The organism is Pseudonocardia sp. TMWB2A, from assembly GCF_017312135.1.
Genome location: NZ_QKQY01000001.1, coordinates 592,850 through 608,437, shown reverse-complemented (window position 1 = coordinate 608,437; position 15,588 = coordinate 592,850). Strand labels below are relative to the sequence as shown.

The following is a 15,588-nucleotide window of genomic DNA, read 5'->3' as shown; positions in this document are numbered from 1 at the left end:
TTTTCTGTGTCTTGCTTGAGGATGCTCAGAATACCACTACGCTGCGGATGCTTTCGCCTGCGTGCATTAGGTCGAAGCCTTTATTGATGTCCTCAAGGCTAAGCACATGGGTAATCATCGGGTCAATTTCGATTTTGCCGTTCATATACCAATCGACGATTTTCGGCACATCGGTGCGCCCGCGCGCGCCGCCAAAGGCCGACCCTTTCCACACGCGGCCCGTCACAAGCTGGAACGGGCGGGTGGAGATTTCCTTGCCCGCTTCGGCCACCCCGATGACCGTCGAAACGCCCCACCCGCGATGGCAGGCTTCAAGCGCCTGCCGCATCACGGTCGTATTGCCGGTGCAGTCAAAACTATAGTCCGCGCCGCCATTGGTAAGTTCCACCAGATGCTGGACAATATCCCCTTCCACTTTGGAAGGATTGACAAAATGGGTCATACCAAAGCGGCGGCCCCATTCGGCCTTGCTGTCATTAATATCGACGCCAACAATCATGTCCGCGCCAACCATCTTCGCGCCTTGGATGACATTGAGGCCGATGCCGCCAAGACCGAACACGATGACATTGGAGCCGGGTTCGACTTTGGCAGTATTGGTGACGGCCCCGACGCCGGTGGTCACGCCGCAGCCGATATAACAAGCCTTGTCAAACGGCGCATCCTCACGGATTTTTGCGACCGCAATTTCCGGCAGCACCGTAAAGTTGGAGAAGGTCGAGCAGCCCATATAATGATAGATGGGCTGGCCTTTATAGGAAAAGCGTGTGGTGCCGTCGGGCATCAGCCCCTTGCCCTGGGTCGCGCGGATCGCGGTACACAGGTTTGTCTTTCCCGAAAGGCAGCTTTTGCACTGGCGACATTCGGGCGTGTAGAGCGGAATGACATGGTCGCCCGGTTTCACCGATGTCACGCCGGGACCGACTTCACGCACAATACCTGCGCCTTCATGGCCCAAAACGCTGGGGAAAATGCCTTCGCTGTCCAGCCCGTCGAGCGTATAAGCGTCGGTATGGCAAATTCCCGTCGCCATAATCTCGACCAAAACCTCACCCGCTTTCGGACCTTCCAGATCAAGCTCGACAATTTCGAGCGGCTTTTTGGCTTCAAAGGCGACGGCGGCACGGGTTTTCATGACAAATCCTTGCAAAATTACATATCCTCCCTGTCTCGACAGGACGGGCGGGTTTGTCAATCTTGGCGGCATAAGAAATGGCTGGCCAGAAATGGTGGAACAATTGTGCAGATAGCGGAGGTATGATGCAAAATGCCTGTTCAATGCAAACCATTGGCGAACCATTGCCCTGAAAGGCGATGCCCACAAGCTGGTATCATTTTCATATAGAAACAGGGATTTTTTTGCGGCTCAAGCGATGGTGGGCGCGGCAAGGATTGAACTTGCGACCCCACCCGTGTGAAGGGTGTGCTCTACCACTGAGCTACGCGCCCGAACCGGCGACCGGTAAGGAACGCCGCCTTTACGCAGCAGCTTTCCGAAATGCAATAAAAAAGGGCGCGAAAAAACACGCGCCCTTTCCATCTTTATTGTCGGAACGCTATCAGAAGCGGAAGCCGAGGCCTGCAACGAGTTGGCGGCGCTGGACGTTGACCCCTTCCAGATCGAACAATTCGCCATTGTCGCTGTAAACGCCTTCGACTTTCCAGTACATCGACTTGCCGACATTGCCTTCATAGCCCAAAGCCGCCTGAATACCGCCATGACCGGCAGTTTCACTGAAATTGCCATCAGTGACGCGGATCTTCATGTCGGCATAACCGATTTTGCCATAGATCACGCCGCGTTCGGACACAGCATAACCAATGCGCGCGCCCGCTGCCCATGTGCCTTTGACTTTGCCGCATACGCCGCTGTCGCAATTTTTGACCGACGACAATTCATAATTGACATAAGGGCCAACGCGCAGCTTTTCGCCCGCCTTGATGTCATATCCAAGTTCTGCGCCATAAGAGACGGCGCTGCCCAGCTTATAGACGTCATCATCGTCCCAGCTATCGTCATAAGACACGGTCGGCGTTTCATAGCCGATGCGCGCTTCGATACGGGCGCCATCTGTGTCCTGAGCCAAAGCGGCAGCAGGCATCATCGCCGCAACAGCGGCGAGCAACATATATTTCTTCATATAATCCCCCAAAATGATGAACCGGACACCTGATCGTCCGGCCCCACTCCATAATGTCGCCCATCCCCCTCATAGGTCCGAACAACGCAGCGGTCTTTATGGGAGAAATTTCCAGAATCAATAAACAAATTGAGCCAAGTTATATTTTGGCAATAATAACTTCAAAAACAGGCACAAAAAAAAAGCGGAGACGCAAAGCGCTCCGCTTTTCTTTTATTCCGGAAGGTCAAATTTCCGGAGCAATGGATAAAAAATGACCGTCTTAGTTGACGGCATCCTTCAGGCCCTTGCCAGCTTTGAACTTGGGCTGGGTCGAAGCCTTGATGGTCATAGCTTCACCGGTGCGCGGGTTGCGGCCGGTCGAGGCCTTGCGCTTGGTCACCGAGAAGGTGCCGAAACCGACGAGACGCACTTCGCCGCCCGACTTGAGGGTCGAGGTGATGCCGTCGAAAACAGCTTCAACCGCCTTGCCTGCGTCGGCTTTGGAAATGCCGGCCTGGTCAGCGACGGCTGCGATAAGATCTTGCTTGTTCATGCCTTGGGAACCCCCTTATTCTCTCTCTTGGTTTGTTACATTTAGGAATCAATCGGCTAAGCCGATGCGTAATAAGGCGCGACGTGCTTGTTTTGTCAAAGCAAAAGCAACGAAAAACCCCCGATTTTGCCGAAAATCAGCCGAGATGCGTAAAATCGCGCCCAATTTCGCGACGAACCGTTAGCGCAAGGTGCGTTTTCTCACAAAAAAGGGCGGAAAAGCGATGCTCTTCCGCCCGTTTAGCGCTGACGAATCTGTAACATTCGCACCGGTGATTCTAAGGGGAACATCGGCCCCTTAGTGGCGCAGCCCCGCTTCCTGTTCGGAACCTCCGACCGGCGGCTGGGTCGCCAGTTCATCCGCTTCGGTCCAAGTGATCGGCGTAATTTCTCCGGCCAACGCGATTTTCAGCACCTCGTCAACATGGCCGACCGGGATGATTTTCAGCCCTTGCTTCACATTGTCGGGGATTTCGGCGAGGTCTTTTTCATTCTCTTCGGGAATGATGACCGTTTTGATACCGCCGCGTAGCGCCGCCAACAGTTTTTCCTTAAGGCCGCCAATCGGAAGCACCCGCCCGCGCAGCGTAACCTCGCCGGTCATTGCCACATCCTTGCGCACGGCAATGCCGGACAAGGTCGAGACCATACAGGTCACCATGCCGATGCCTGCCGACGGGCCATCTTTGGGAACCGCGCCTTCGGGCAAGTGGATATGGATGTCCTTGCGGGCGAACAGGCTGGGCTTGATGCCATAAGCCGGTGCGCGCGCCTTCACAAAGCTCATCGCGGCCTGAACAGACTCGTTCATCACCTCGCCAAGCTTGCCGGTGGTTTTGACCATGCCTTTGCCGGGGACTGTCACCGCCTCGATGGTCAGCAATTCGCCGCCCACTTCGGTCCAGGCAAGGCCCGTCACCGCGCCAATCTGGTCCTCTTCATCACCGACTCCGTGGCGATATTTTCGCACACCCGCATAGTCCGCAAGATTGTCGGGCGTGATGGTCACACTCACTTCCTTGCCTTCAAGGATTTTGCGCAACGCCTTACGCGCAAGCCGCGCAATTTCACGCTCCAATGTGCGCACACCAGCTTCGCGCGTATAATAGCGGATAAGGTCGCGCAGGCCCTCTTGGGTCAGGGTAAATTCCCCCTCCTTCAAGCCATGCGCTTCAATCTGCTTGGCGATGAGATGGCGTTCGGCAATCTCGACCTTCTCATCTTCGGTATAGCCTTCAAGCCGGATAATCTCCATGCGGTCGAGCAAGGGTTGCGGCAGGTTGAGGCTATTCGCGGTGGTGACGAACATGATGTCCGACAGGTCAATGTCGATTTCGAGATAATGGTCGTTAAACTTGCTATTCTGTTCGGGGTCCAAAACCTCAAGCAAAGCCGATGCCGGATCACCGCGGAAATCCTGACCCAATTTGTCAATCTCGTCGAGCAGGAACAAGGGATTGCTTGTGCCCGCCTTTTTGAGGTTCGACACAATCTTGCCCGGCAGGGATCCGATATAGGTGCGCCGGTGGCCGCGAATTTCAGCTTCGTCACGCACGCCGCCCAAGGATTGGCGCACAAATTCGCGCCCTGTCGCCTTGGCAATCGAGCGGCCGAGCGAGGTTTTGCCGACGCCCGGCGGACCGACGAGGCAGAGGATCGGGCCTTTAAGCTTGTTGGTGCGCGCCTGTACCGCGAGATATTCGACGATGCGGTCCTTGACCTTGTCGAGCGCATAATGGTCGGCGTCGAGAATATCCTGCGCCTTGGCAATATCCTTTTTGAGCTTCGACTTTTTGCCCCAAGGCAGGCCGAGCAGCACATCAAGATAGTTGCGCACAACCGTTGCTTCGGCGGACATGGGGGCCATGCCGCGCAGTTTTTTCAATTCGGCTTCGGCCTTGGCCTTGGCTTCCTTTGACAATTTGAGCGAGTCAATCTTGGCCTGCAATTCGGCCAGTTCATCGCCATCTTCGCCCGTCTCGTTACCGAGTTCGCGCTGGATCGCTTTCAACTGCTCGTTCAAATAATATTCGCGCTGGGTCTTTTCCATCTGGCGCTTGACGCGGCCACGGATTTTCTTTTCAACCTGCAATACGCCAAGTTCGCCTTCCATGAAGGCAAATACCATTTCGAGCCGCTTGACCGGATCTTCTTCGACCAGCATCGCCTGCTTATCGGCGACCTTGACATTGATATTGCCCGCCACCGCATCGGCAAGCCGCGAGGCATCGTCAATTTCGCCAAGCTGCACGCTGGTTTCCGCCGGAAGCTTTTTGTTGAGCTTGGTGTAATTTTCAAACTGCTCCACCACCGAACGCATCAGCGCGGTAGCTTCAGGCGTGTCAGCGGTGCGATCTTCGAGCATCTGCACCGACGCGATGGTGTAACCGTCCGATGCTTCGAGCGCATCAAGCCGCGCACGCTGCTTGCCTTCGACCAGAACGCGCACAGTGCCATCGGGCAGTTTCAGCAATTGCAGCACGGTCGCGATCACGCCGAGGTCATAAAGATCATCGCGTTCCGGATCATCTTCGGCCGGATCAAGCTGGGCGACGAGGAAGATTTCCTTGTCGGCTTCCATCGCGCGTTCCAGCGCCACGACCGATTTGTCGCGACCGACGAACAGCGGCACGATCATCTGGGGAAAAATTACAATGTCGCGCAGCGGCAACAGGGGAAAGGATTCGATCAAGTGAGTCTCCGGGCGGCACTGAAATTGAAAGTGCCTTCTATATGCTTGGCCCTTAATATGGCGTGAGCGCGGCGCGCTTCAATGGGGCCGGTCGATAAGCGCCTTTAAAAAGGCAGCTTGAAGCCAGGGGGGAGCGGTAGGCCTTGCGACATTTTCGACATTTCCTCGTTCGATACCGCATCGGCCTTGGCGCGCGCATCGTTGAACGCGGCGGCGACAAGGTCTTCAAGGATTTGCTTGTCGGCGGGGACAAGCAGGCTGTCGTCAATCGCAACGCCAAGGATACGGCCCTTGGCGGTCGCGCGGATTTTCACCAAGCCGCCGCCCGATTGGCCTTCGACCTCGATCGTGTCGAGCTTGGCCTGCGCCTCGCCCATTTGCGCCTGCACATTGGCGGCCGCTTCCTGCGCCGCCTTTAACAATTCTTCCATCGATTTCATCAGTTGGCCTTTCGTTTATCCATATCGGGCGGCACCAGCTTTGCATCGGGGAACGCAGCAAATGCGGCCTTTACTATCGGCAAGTCCATGATTGCCGCGGTTTCGGCGGCTTGCGCTGCCTGTTCCTGCTCAAACAAAGTCGGCGCGCCCTCGCCGTCTGCAAAGGCGACGGTCCAGCGCGTGCCGGTAATGGCGGTCAGCGTTTCCGCCAGTTCACGGGTGAAATTGTCGCCAAGACCCGTGCCGCGCGCAATGTCGATCTGCGGCGGCGCGATGCGGACGGGGCGCACCTTGTCCTGCAAGGCCTGGCCCATACTCGCGCGGTTATGCTGCCAGCAAAGTTCGACTAAAGCCTTGACGGATGAGGGTAAATTTGCCGGTGGAGCGCCGGTATGCACCATTTCGGATGCCGGGCTTGACGCGGGTTGTGACACCGGTGTCGTTGCGGAGGAGGATGGCGCGGGGGCGTTATTATCTGTAGCGTTAAGGGGCGTCGGATTAGCCGCTGCACTATAGGTCGCCGCACCGATGCCTGCGGCATTGTTCCCCACACCATTGGCTGCCGCACTGTTGCCCGCTACATTATTCCCTGCCCCTTCATTCGCCGCGCTTCCGCCCTGTTGTAGCAGCGCGAGCAATTCGCCGGGGTCGGGCATATTGGCGGCGTGGAGAACGCGCAGCAGCGCCATTTCCGCCGCTTCAATCGGGGTCGCCGCGCGCACGACCTCGTCATGGCCTTTGAGTAGTAATTGCCACAAGCGGTGGAGGCTTGGAAAACCGAGGCTTTGCGCCCAGTCGGCGATGGCGCTGCGTTCATCCGCGCCAAACACCGGATTGTCCGCACGCCCGACTTTGACGACCGTGACCGCATGGACAAGGTCAAGCAGGCCGCGCATCAGCGAAACCGGCTCAACGCCCAGCGCATATTGTTCGCGCACCGCTTCCAATAGCCCCGCATTATTGCCGTCGAGCAATAACCCGAACAGGCGGCGGATCGCGCTCCGGTCGGACAGTCCCAGCATTTCGCGCACCTGCGCACCGGTGATGCTGTGATGCCCGTCAAGATCGGCATGGGCGATGGCCTGATCGAGGATCGAAAGCCCGTCGCGCGCCGACCCTTCGGCGGCATTGGCGATAAGCCACACCGCTTCCTCTTCGGCCTCGACGCCCTCTTTTCCCAAAATTTCGTTGAAATGTTTGGCCAGCATATCGGCGGTAATGCGGCGCAAGTCGAACCGCTGGCAGCGCGACAGGACCGTAATCGGCACCTTGTTGACCTCGGTGGTCGCGAACAGGAATTTGACGTGTGGCGGCGGCTCTTCCAGCGTTTTCAACAAAGCGTTGAACGCATTTTTGGAAAGCATATGCACTTCGTCGATAATGTAGATTTTATAGCGCGCGGAAACGGCGGCATAGCGCACCGCCTCGATAATTTCGCGCACATCGTCAACGCCGGTATGGCTCGCCGCATCCATTTCGATAACGTCGATATGCCGCCCTTCGGCAATCGCAACACAAGGTTCGCACACGCCGCATGGCGCAATGGTCGGGCCACCCTGCCCGTCAGGGCCGATGCAATTGAGCGCCTTAGCGATAAGCCGCGCGGTCGAAGTCTTGCCGACCCCGCGCACACCGGTCATGAGGAAGGCATGGGCCAGCCGGTCGCGCTTGATGGCATTGGCAAGCGTTTGCACCATCGCATCCTGCCCGATCAGCTCGGCAAAGGTTTGCGGACGATATTTGCGCGCCAACACACGGTAAGGCTGTTGGTTTTCGGCAAGGGGCTGGGCGGAATCAGGCATAGCTGGCTATGCTGTAGCGGGGCCAGCGACAGGATGCGAGAATAAAGCGGTGTTGAAAAGTAGGAGCCGGACGACCCGCAGCAAATTCGTTGTGGCTGCTTCCGTCAGGACCTGACCAGATTGGCGAAGGCTACGCCCATCCGACTCCCGGACGCGCATATGGTGAAAACGCAGTGAAAAAGCAAGAGGGCACGCCCTATAGGGTCAGGCGCCTTGGACTGGCCACTCAGCTTTTGGGCTTTACCGGCACATTATTTTGCGCGCTGGTCGGCCCGTTGCCGCTCACCAATGCGGCCACTTCGGCGATAATCTTATTCGCATCAGCGCCCGTTTTGGTCGGCCGGTCGAGGAAAATCGCCATCACCACGGGGCGCTTTTGCGAATCCCACGCAATCGCTACATCATTATAGGCATTGGCGCAGGTGCCGGTCTTGCTTCCCGCTTTCCAGTCAGCAGGCAAGCCTGCGCGGATCCGTTCTGCGCCCGTCGGCGATTCCACCATCCAATTGGTAAGTTTCTGCCGCGACCCATATTTGAGCGCGCGCTTGCCAACAAGCAAACGGTGGGTGAGCCACACCATTGCGGCGGGCGAGCTACTATCACGCGGATCGCTCAGACCATTTTCATTGACCAGCGGTTCATTGCGGTCGAGCCGCGTCACATAATCGCCCTGGCTGCGCGCAAAATCGGTGACGCTTTTGGGGCCGCCAATCTGGGTGAGCAACAGGTTGGCCGCAGCATTATCGCCATAAACGACCGTCGCTTTGGCCAATTCTTCGATTGTCATCACGCCCTTGCCGGTGGCGGCATCAAAATGGCCCTGCACGACCGGACCGCCTTCGATCAGATCGGTCTGTCCATAGCTGATGCGGCGGCGCAGCGGCAATTTGCCAAGCTCGGCACGCTTCAGCACATCGGCGGCGAGGATGGTCTTGAAGGTCGAACACATGGCGAACCGTTCTTGCGAGCGGTAGCTTGCCAGCGTTTCCCCTGCCGAATCCATCATCGCAAAGCCGAGCCGCCCGCCCGAGCGCAATTCCAGCGCGGTCAGCCTGTCTTCGAGCTTATCGCTATTCTGGAGCTGCTCGATATAATGGTCCTCGCGGCTTTGAAGGCCGGTCGTGTCCTTGATGGTGGCACAGCCCGACAGCAGCAGCGCGGTCACTGCCAGCGCCACTGCGGGCCGCCCGGAGGCTTTGGAAATCGGTAGATCGCGTATCATCTTGCCCCACTTGCAAACAAGTCCGGGCAGTATAACCGCCTTTTTCCAGCAATAGAAAGCCCTTATTGCCCCGATGATTCAACCCATCCGACAAATTTGTCCATCCATCCCTTAAGAAAGGCATGGCTGCCCTCGCCAATTTCGCCATCATCGGTGAATAATCCGTCGCGCATCTGCAAAAAGGCTTCGGGCAGGCAGAAAAGATAGACATCCACCGCCGCAAGAATGTTGCGCAGATGTTGCTGCGACATGGCGGTGCCGGTCGCGCCCGGCGAAATGCCGATGACCGCGCCGCGCTTGCCTCCCCAACTGCTCTTGCCAAAGGGACGCGAGGCGTGATCAATCGCATTTTTAAGCACGCCCGGCACCGAGCGGTTATATTCGGGCGTCACGAACAACAGCGCGTCGGCCTCTTCTATCTGCTTTTTGATGCGCTTGACCGGGGCGGCTTGGTTCTTGTCGTCATCCTGACTGTAAAGCGGCAGGTCGCTAATATCGACATGGTCAAATCTGATATGGTCGGGCGCGAGTTTTTCGAGGGCGCCCGCCAGCCTTTTGTTGAGGCTTTCTTTCCTTAGGCTGCCGACAATGAGGGCGATGGTGAGCGGTTTGGCGTCGGGCATGGTCGGCATTTCCTTATGTTGACAGACTTACCCCCTCAACCGCCGGTCGCCTATCCGGTTCCGGAGGACTTCAACGGGCAGATCCCAACTATGGGACGGATTATAACCCCTGCATATTGCGGCTTTCGCCGGGGATGCGGACCGATAGCCCGTCCATGTCGGGGGTGAGGATGATCTGGCATGACAGGCGGCTGGTCCGCGTGACGGCGGCGGCCATGTCGAGCATATCTTCTTCTTCCTCGCTGGCGGGCGGGAGTTTTTTGAAATCTTCCGCCGACACGATGACGTGACAGGTCGAGCAGGCCATCTGCCCTTCGCAGGTGCCTTCCAACGGCATCCCTACATTTTGGCCGACGCTCAGCAAGCTTTCGCCCGCGCGCGCTTCGACACGGGTTTCGCGCTCGCCATCGGCATGGATGAAGGTGATATTGATGCTCATCGGACTCCGCTCTTATGGTTAGGCTGCTTGCTGTGCGGCGGCGGCATTGATGCCGTCAAGCGCCATCGCCAGATCATCGGCGTCCGTATAACGCCCCCAGCCCAACCGGATCGAGGATTTCGCTTCCGCCGATGATAGCCCCAACGCGGCCAGCACATGGCTGGGGCGGCCCGATCCGCTCGCGCAGGCGCTCCCTAACGAGAAAGCCACATCGCGCATATCGGCCATCAGCCGAGCGGCGTCTATCCCGTCACGGCGCAGGTTGAGATTGCCATGATAGCGGTGGTCGGTGCTGCCATTGATGGTCCAACCGGCCATGCGCTCGCGGGCAATGGCCCATAATCTGTTAATATGCGCGCGGTCCTCGGCCGCCCGTTCGCGGGCGACCGAGGCGGCTGCACCAAAGCCTGCGCATAAAGCGGGCGACAAGGTGCCGGAGCGCAAGCCCTCCTCCTGCCCCCCGCCGTGGAGCATAGGCCGCAACGCCACACCATCGCGCACCCATAAGGCACCAATGCCTTTGGGACCGTGGATTTTGTGGGCGCTAATGGCGATCATATCGGCGGTTTGGGGGAGCGGGACACGGCCATAGCCTTGCACCGCATCGCACAGGAATAAAGCCCCTGCATCGCGCGCCATTGCGGCAATGTCGGCGACCGGCTGGATCACGCCGATTTCATTATTGACCAGCATGACCGCGACCAATGCGACGGTGTTGTCTATCGCGGCGCGGGCGCTGTCCATATCCACTAGGCCGTCGCGCCCCACTGGCAAAAGGATGAGATCATAGCCGAGCGATTGCGCATAACGCGCGGTATCGAGCACCGCACTATGTTCGGTCGCGACCGTTACGATGCGGCGGCGCGCGTCGGTGGCGGGGGGGAGGCTCCCCAATAGGGCAAGGTTGAGCGCCTCGGTCGCGCCGCTGGTGAAGAGCAAGCGCCCGCCTTCGGGCATGAGCGCGGCCACCACATCGCGCGCGACTTCCACAGTCGCTTTGGCTTCGCGGCCCAATTTATGCGCGCTGTGCGGGTTGGCGAATTTGTCGCGCAGCCAGGGCTCCATCGCCGCCCAGGCTTCGGGTGCAAGCGGGGTGGTCGCCTGATAATCGAGATAGACAGGGCCTGTGTTCCGCGCTTCCCCTCCCCCCTTGGCTCCGGTCATGCGCCCGCGGCCCCGACGGTTGGCGCATTGCTATGCGCGCGCTCGGAAATCGCTTTCCAGCAATCGACAAAGCGGTGGATGTCCTTGCGCGTTATCGTCGGCCCGAACGATACGCGCACCACCCCGCCCGATCGCGCGACCGGCCAGCCCATCGCTTCCAGCACATGGCTCATCTTCAACGTGCCGGACGAACAGGCGCTTCCTGCCGATACCGAAATGCCCGCAAGGTCGAACTGGATAAGCTGGGCCTGCTGCGCCACATTGGGCATCGCATAGCTGGTGATGGTGGGGATGCGCTGCGCTTCCTTGGCGACCACCGCCCCGCCTGCCAGTTCAATCGCGCGGTCAAGCTCGCGGCGCAGGTCGGCGGCCCGCTGGAGCCACATGCGCGGCGCTTCCAATGCGGCGGCAAAGCCCAAAGCGGCGGGCATATTTTCCGTGCCGGGGCGATAGCCTTTTTCCTGACCGCCGCTCGCATCGAGCATGGTCAAATCCTTGACCAACAGCGCGCCAATCCCCGGCGGGCCGCCCAGCTTATGCGCGGAAATGGCGATAAGGTCAGCATCGGGCAGCTTCATCTTGCCCGCACTTTGCGAGGCATCGACGAATAATAACCCTTTGGCTTCACGCACCAGAGGCGCGAGCAGGTCGAAATCCTGCACCACGCCGGTTTCATTATTGACGCTCTGGATCGTGACCAGCGCCCGGCCTTCGCCGCGCAGCGCATTGTCGAGGCTTGCTCCGAACACCCGCCCGCGCGGGCCGACCGTCAGCCGCTGTGCATCCTTCATCGCGCGCAGCACCGCATCATGTTCGACCGGCGAGATGATATGGCGGTCCACCTTGGCGCGCGTGGCGGCAATCGCAATCGCCTCGCTCGCGCCGGAGGTGAACAGCACCTCCCCGTCCCAATCGAGCGCCGCCGCAATCCGCCGCCGCGCATCTTCGAGCGCCGCACGCGCCGCGCGCCCTTCGGCATGGGGCGATGATGGATTGGCCCAATGGACCAACCCCTCTTCCATCGCGGCTAAGGCTTCGGGCAGGAGCGGCGTTGTGGCCGCATGATCGAGATAAAGGCGGGACTCATGTGTCATTGATAGCGGGGGTCAACTCTATTGGTTGCGAAATCAACCCTTGTTTCTATATAGGCGACACACTCTTTTCCATTGCCCCCGCCTCCGTCCGGCTCGTTCAGCGACCGGATCAAGGCAGGAAATCGGCATAATCGCCATTATAGAAAGCATAAGGCCCCATGCCTGACGTTATTTTCCCCGGTCCCGAAGGTCGTCTTGAAGGCCGGTTCAGCCCTGCGCCGCGTCCGCGCGCGCCGGTCGCGATGATTTTGCACCCGCACCCGCAAGGCGGCGGCACGATGAATGACCGCATCACACAGGCGCTTTATAAAAGCTTTGTGAAGCGCGGCTTTGCAACGCTCCGCTTCAACTTTCGCGGGGTTGGCCGCAGTCAGGGCACGTTCGACAATGGCATTGGCGAATTGTCCGATGCGGCCGCCGCGCTCGATTGGGTGCAAAGCTTCCACCCCGAAGCGCAAACCACCTGGATTGCAGGGTTCAGCTTTGGCGCGTGGATCGGGATGCAGCTTTTGATGCGCCGCCCCGAAATCCGCGGCTTCATCTCGATTGCGCCGCCCGCCAACATGTATGATTTCAGCTTCCTCGCCCCCTGCCCCGCCTCCGGCATTATCGTGCAGGGAACCGGCGATGAAGTGGTGACACCCGGCGCTGTCCAAAAGCTGGTCGATAAGCTGCGCACGCAAAAGCATATCACCATCCACCATGACGAAATCCCCAAGGCCAACCATTTCTTCGAACATGAACTCGAACAGATGATGAAGTCGGTGGATAATTATCTGGATATGCGCTTGGCGCCGGATAGCCCGATTAAGTAAAAGCGTCAAAAAGCGTGACTTTTCAGAGCATATAGTTTCACCCTCCCTTTAAGGGAGGGTCGAATTTCACGTCAGGGAAATTCGGGGTGGGTACGTTTCATCCTGAACTTTTTCTCCCGATGACAACGTGATCCACCAAGAGGTTACCCACCCCAAAAGGCTATCGCCTTTTGACCCTCCCTTGAAGGGAGGGTGGATGGGTTTGTCCAATATTTAGCGGGTCGCCTCTTTCCCCGCCTTTTCCTGCAACGATCCTTGTTGCGCGGGGATGAGCCAGATCGCGACATTGGCGAACATCACCAAGGCCGCGACCAGCATCAGCAGCGTCTTTTTACGGTCCTGCCCTTTGCGGTGGAGATAGAAAGCGCCGATCAACAGCGCGACACCGGCCAGCATCAAAACGGATAAAATGAAATCGCTAGTCATATACAGTGCATAGCGCAGACTGTGACCAAGGTCATCAGCGCGTGAGCAATATTATATAATAGTGTAAACCCAGTGCCTTATACCGCAAAGTGCATAAGGCCTGTGAAGAGCAGCACCACCGCCCCGCGCGCCAGCATCTCCCACCGGACGGGCCTATTTTGCACAAGCGAAAGGGTCATCATGGCCATGGCTCATCATCGGCCCTTGGCAGTTAAGAATCTGTTAACGCGCACTCTTTTGGAGGCGCGCATATTTTTCCCCGTCACCCTGCCCTGTTTCGCCCCCTATTGGTGCCAACGCGCCCTTCCATAATGTGACATCTGCGTTTAAGGGGGCGGCAGTTGATTCCCTCGTGCCGCGCGTAAATCCATAATTATATGCGGCCAAACCGGTGAAGGATGGCTTTTCATGAAGATCGCCCTGGCTTCCGACCATGCAGCCGTTGACCTCAAAGCCGCGCTTGTCAATTATCTCAAAGATGCGGGCCATGATGTCATCGACCTAGGCCCCCAGACCACCGAAAGCGTCGATTATCCCGACTATGGCTTTAAGCTGGCCAAAGCAGTAGCCGACGGCGAAGCGGAACGCGGCGTTGCGCTGTGCGGGTCCGGTATCGGCATTTCGATTGCGGTCAACCGCAACCCTGCCTGCCGCTGTGCATTGGTGTCCGAACCTTTGTCGGCAAAGCTTGCGCGCGAACATAATGACGCCAATGTCTTGGCGATGGGCGCGCGGCTTACCGGCGTCGATATGGCCAAAGCCTGTGTCGATGCGTTTCTTAAAACCGATTTCGGCGGCGACCGTCATGCGCGCCGCGTCGGCAAATTATCCAACCCGTCCTGCTAACGCCTTCAAAAAGGAGATTCCCCGATGACCACCGACACTCTTGACAAGAAGGCTATCGGCGAAGGTATTCGCGCGGCTGATTTCTTCACCGCCAATGTTGCTACCCGCGATCCCGCTGTGGCCGCTGCCATTGCCAGCGAACTCGACCGCGAGCAGAACCAGATCGAACTGATTGCGTCGGAAAATATCGTCTCGCAGGCGGTGCTGGAAGCGCAAGGATCGGTGTTCACCAACAAATATGCCGAAGGCTATCCCGGCAAGCGCTATTATCAAGGCTGTGCACCGTCCGATGCAGTCGAACAGCTTGCGATTGACCGCGCCAAACAATTGTTCAACTGCGCCTATGTCAATGTGCAGCCCCATTCGGGCGCGCAGGCCAATGGTGCGGTGATGCTCGCCTTGCTGAAACCCGGCGCAACCATTTTAGGCATGAGCCTTGATGCCGGTGGCCACCTCACCCACGGTGCAGCCCCTGCCATGTCGGGCAAATGGTTCAACGCGGTGCAATATGGCGTGCGCGAAGACGACCATACCATCGACTATGATCAGGTCGAAGCCTTGGCCAAGGAACATAAGCCCGCGCTCATCATCGCAGGCGGTTCGGCCATTCCCGGCATTATCGACTTTGCGCGTTTCCGCAAAATTGCCGATGATGTCGGCGCGTTGCTGATGGTCGATATGGCGCATTTTGCAGGATTGGTTGCGGGCGGCGTTCACCCCTCGCCCTTCGGCCATGCCCATGTGGTGACGACCACCACGCACAAAACCTTGCGCGGCCCGCGTGGCGGCATGATTATGACCGACGATGAAAGCATCGCCAAGCGCATCAACTCCGCCGTTTTCCCCGGCCTTCAAGGTGGCCCCTTGATGCACGTCATCGCCGCCAAGGCGGTCGCGTTCGGCGAAGCGTTGCAGCCAGAATTCAAAGCCTATTCCGCCGCAGTGGTCGCCAACGCCAAAGCGCTCGCGGGCAAACTCAAAGCGCGCGGCGCGGCGATTGTGTCGGGCGGCACCGATACGCATTTGGCCCTTGTCGATCTGCGTCCGTTCGGCATTACCGGCCGTGATGCGGACGAGGCGCTGGAGCGCGCAGGCATCACCTGCAACAAAAACGGCATCCCCAATGATCCGCTCCCGCCGGTCAAAACCAGCGGTATCCGCGTCGGCTCGCCCGCTGGCACCACGCGCGGTTTTGGCGTTGCCGAATTTGAAGAAATTGGCGACATGATTGCCGATGTCCTCGAAGGCCTCAAAGCCAACGGACATGAGGGGAACCAGGCGGTCGAAGCGGACGTTAACCAGCGTGTCCGCGCCCTTTGTGCGCGCTTTCCCATCTACCAAGGATAAGCA

The 15,588-nt window shown here is 58.5% G+C and carries 16 protein-coding genes, 1 tRNA gene and 1 other RNA gene; 4 read left to right on the top strand and 14 right to left on the bottom strand.

What is annotated here, in order from left to right; translation table 11 throughout:
- Nucleotides 1-25: 25 nt before the first annotated feature.
- The 3 genes from DMP17_RS02795 to DMP17_RS02785 all read right to left on the bottom strand — a co-directional run bounded on the left by DMP17_RS02795 (nucleotide 26) and on the right by DMP17_RS02785 (nucleotide 2,141).
- Entirely contained in the window at nucleotides 26-1,135 is a 1,110-nt protein-coding gene (locus tag DMP17_RS02795; RefSeq protein ID WP_337827559.1) for an S-(hydroxymethyl)glutathione dehydrogenase/class III alcohol dehydrogenase, read from the bottom strand.
- A gap of 239 nt (nucleotides 1,136-1,374) precedes the next feature.
- Nucleotides 1,375-1,449: transfer RNA gene (locus DMP17_RS02790), tRNA-Val, on the bottom strand.
- 110 nt (nucleotides 1,450-1,559) lie between these two features.
- Nucleotides 1,560-2,141, bottom strand: coding sequence for an outer membrane protein (locus tag DMP17_RS02785; protein ID WP_337827558.1), 582 nt, complete (start codon nucleotides 2,139-2,141; stop codon nucleotides 1,560-1,562).
- Between the two features lie 98 nt (nucleotides 2,142-2,239).
- Between DMP17_RS02785 and DMP17_RS02780 the strand changes: the two genes are divergently transcribed.
- Nucleotides 2,240-2,398, top strand: coding sequence for a hypothetical protein (locus DMP17_RS02780; protein WP_337827557.1), 159 nt, complete (start codon nucleotides 2,240-2,242; stop codon nucleotides 2,396-2,398).
- A 5-nt stretch (nucleotides 2,399-2,403) separates the two neighbouring features.
- Here the strand turns inward: DMP17_RS02780 and DMP17_RS02775 are convergent, their stop codons facing one another.
- The 10 genes from DMP17_RS02775 to DMP17_RS02730 form a co-directional block, all read right to left on the bottom strand.
- Nucleotides 2,404-2,676 carry an HU family DNA-binding protein gene (locus DMP17_RS02775; RefSeq protein ID WP_337827556.1) on the bottom strand — a complete coding sequence of 91 codons (273 nt, stop codon included), beginning with the start codon at nucleotides 2,674-2,676 and terminating at the stop codon, nucleotides 2,404-2,406.
- A 297-nt stretch (nucleotides 2,677-2,973) separates the two neighbouring features.
- On the bottom strand, nucleotides 2,974-5,367 hold the full coding sequence (gene lon, locus DMP17_RS02770) for an endopeptidase La (protein ID WP_337827555.1): 2,394 nt from the start codon (nucleotides 5,365-5,367) through the stop codon (nucleotides 2,974-2,976).
- 104 nt (nucleotides 5,368-5,471) lie between these two features.
- Nucleotides 5,472-5,807 carry a YbaB/EbfC family nucleoid-associated protein gene (locus tag DMP17_RS02765; RefSeq protein ID WP_337827554.1) on the bottom strand — a complete coding sequence of 112 codons (336 nt, stop codon included), beginning with the start codon at nucleotides 5,805-5,807 and terminating at the stop codon, nucleotides 5,472-5,474.
- Entirely contained in the window at nucleotides 5,807-7,609 is a 1,803-nt protein-coding gene (locus DMP17_RS02760; RefSeq protein WP_337827553.1) for a DNA polymerase III subunit gamma/tau, read from the bottom strand. The genes DMP17_RS02765 and DMP17_RS02760 overlap by 1 nt, the downstream gene beginning before the upstream one ends.
- Before the next feature lie 56 nt (nucleotides 7,610-7,665).
- An RNA gene (gene ffs / locus DMP17_RS02755) (signal recognition particle sRNA small type) lies at nucleotides 7,666-7,760 on the bottom strand.
- A gap of 75 nt (nucleotides 7,761-7,835) precedes the next feature.
- Complete coding sequence (gene bla / locus DMP17_RS02750) at nucleotides 7,836-8,786, bottom strand: class A beta-lactamase (protein ID WP_337827552.1); 951 nt, start codon at nucleotides 8,784-8,786, stop codon at nucleotides 7,836-7,838.
- 107 nt (nucleotides 8,787-8,893) lie between these two features.
- Nucleotides 8,894-9,454 (bottom strand): NADPH-dependent FMN reductase, encoded by a 561-nt coding sequence (locus tag DMP17_RS02745; RefSeq protein ID WP_337827551.1) that lies wholly within the window; start codon nucleotides 9,452-9,454, stop codon nucleotides 8,894-8,896.
- A gap of 100 nt (nucleotides 9,455-9,554) precedes the next feature.
- Nucleotides 9,555-9,893 (bottom strand): 2Fe-2S iron-sulfur cluster-binding protein, encoded by a 339-nt coding sequence (locus DMP17_RS02740; RefSeq protein WP_337827550.1) that lies wholly within the window; start codon nucleotides 9,891-9,893, stop codon nucleotides 9,555-9,557.
- An 18-nt stretch (nucleotides 9,894-9,911) separates the two neighbouring features.
- Nucleotides 9,912-11,057 (bottom strand): cysteine desulfurase family protein, encoded by a 1,146-nt coding sequence (locus DMP17_RS02735; protein WP_337827549.1) that lies wholly within the window; start codon nucleotides 11,055-11,057, stop codon nucleotides 9,912-9,914.
- Nucleotides 11,054-12,151 carry a cysteine desulfurase family protein gene (locus DMP17_RS02730; RefSeq protein ID WP_337827548.1) on the bottom strand — a complete coding sequence of 366 codons (1,098 nt, stop codon included), beginning with the start codon at nucleotides 12,149-12,151 and terminating at the stop codon, nucleotides 11,054-11,056. Before DMP17_RS02730 ends, DMP17_RS02735 begins: the two co-directional genes overlap by 4 nt.
- Nucleotides 12,152-12,309: 158 nt before the next feature.
- Between DMP17_RS02730 and DMP17_RS02725 the strand changes: the two genes are divergently transcribed.
- On the top strand, nucleotides 12,310-12,966 hold the full coding sequence (locus DMP17_RS02725) for an alpha/beta hydrolase (protein WP_337827547.1): 657 nt from the start codon (nucleotides 12,310-12,312) through the stop codon (nucleotides 12,964-12,966).
- Nucleotides 12,967-13,179: 213 nt separating this feature from the next.
- Here the strand turns inward: DMP17_RS02725 and DMP17_RS02720 are convergent, their stop codons facing one another.
- Nucleotides 13,180-13,392, bottom strand: coding sequence for a hypothetical protein (locus DMP17_RS02720; RefSeq protein ID WP_337827546.1), 213 nt, complete (start codon nucleotides 13,390-13,392; stop codon nucleotides 13,180-13,182).
- 408 nt (nucleotides 13,393-13,800) lie between these two features.
- Between DMP17_RS02720 and rpiB the strand changes: the two genes are divergently transcribed.
- Together rpiB and glyA are read left to right on the top strand one after the other, a co-directional pair.
- Nucleotides 13,801-14,238, top strand: a complete 438-nt coding sequence (gene rpiB, locus DMP17_RS02715) for a ribose 5-phosphate isomerase B (protein ID WP_337827545.1) — start codon at nucleotides 13,801-13,803, stop codon at nucleotides 14,236-14,238.
- Nucleotides 14,239-14,262: 24 nt separating this feature from the next.
- Nucleotides 14,263-15,585 (top strand): serine hydroxymethyltransferase, encoded by a 1,323-nt coding sequence (gene glyA / locus DMP17_RS02710; protein ID WP_337827544.1) that lies wholly within the window; start codon nucleotides 14,263-14,265, stop codon nucleotides 15,583-15,585.
- Nucleotides 15,586-15,588: the final 3 nt, after the last annotated feature.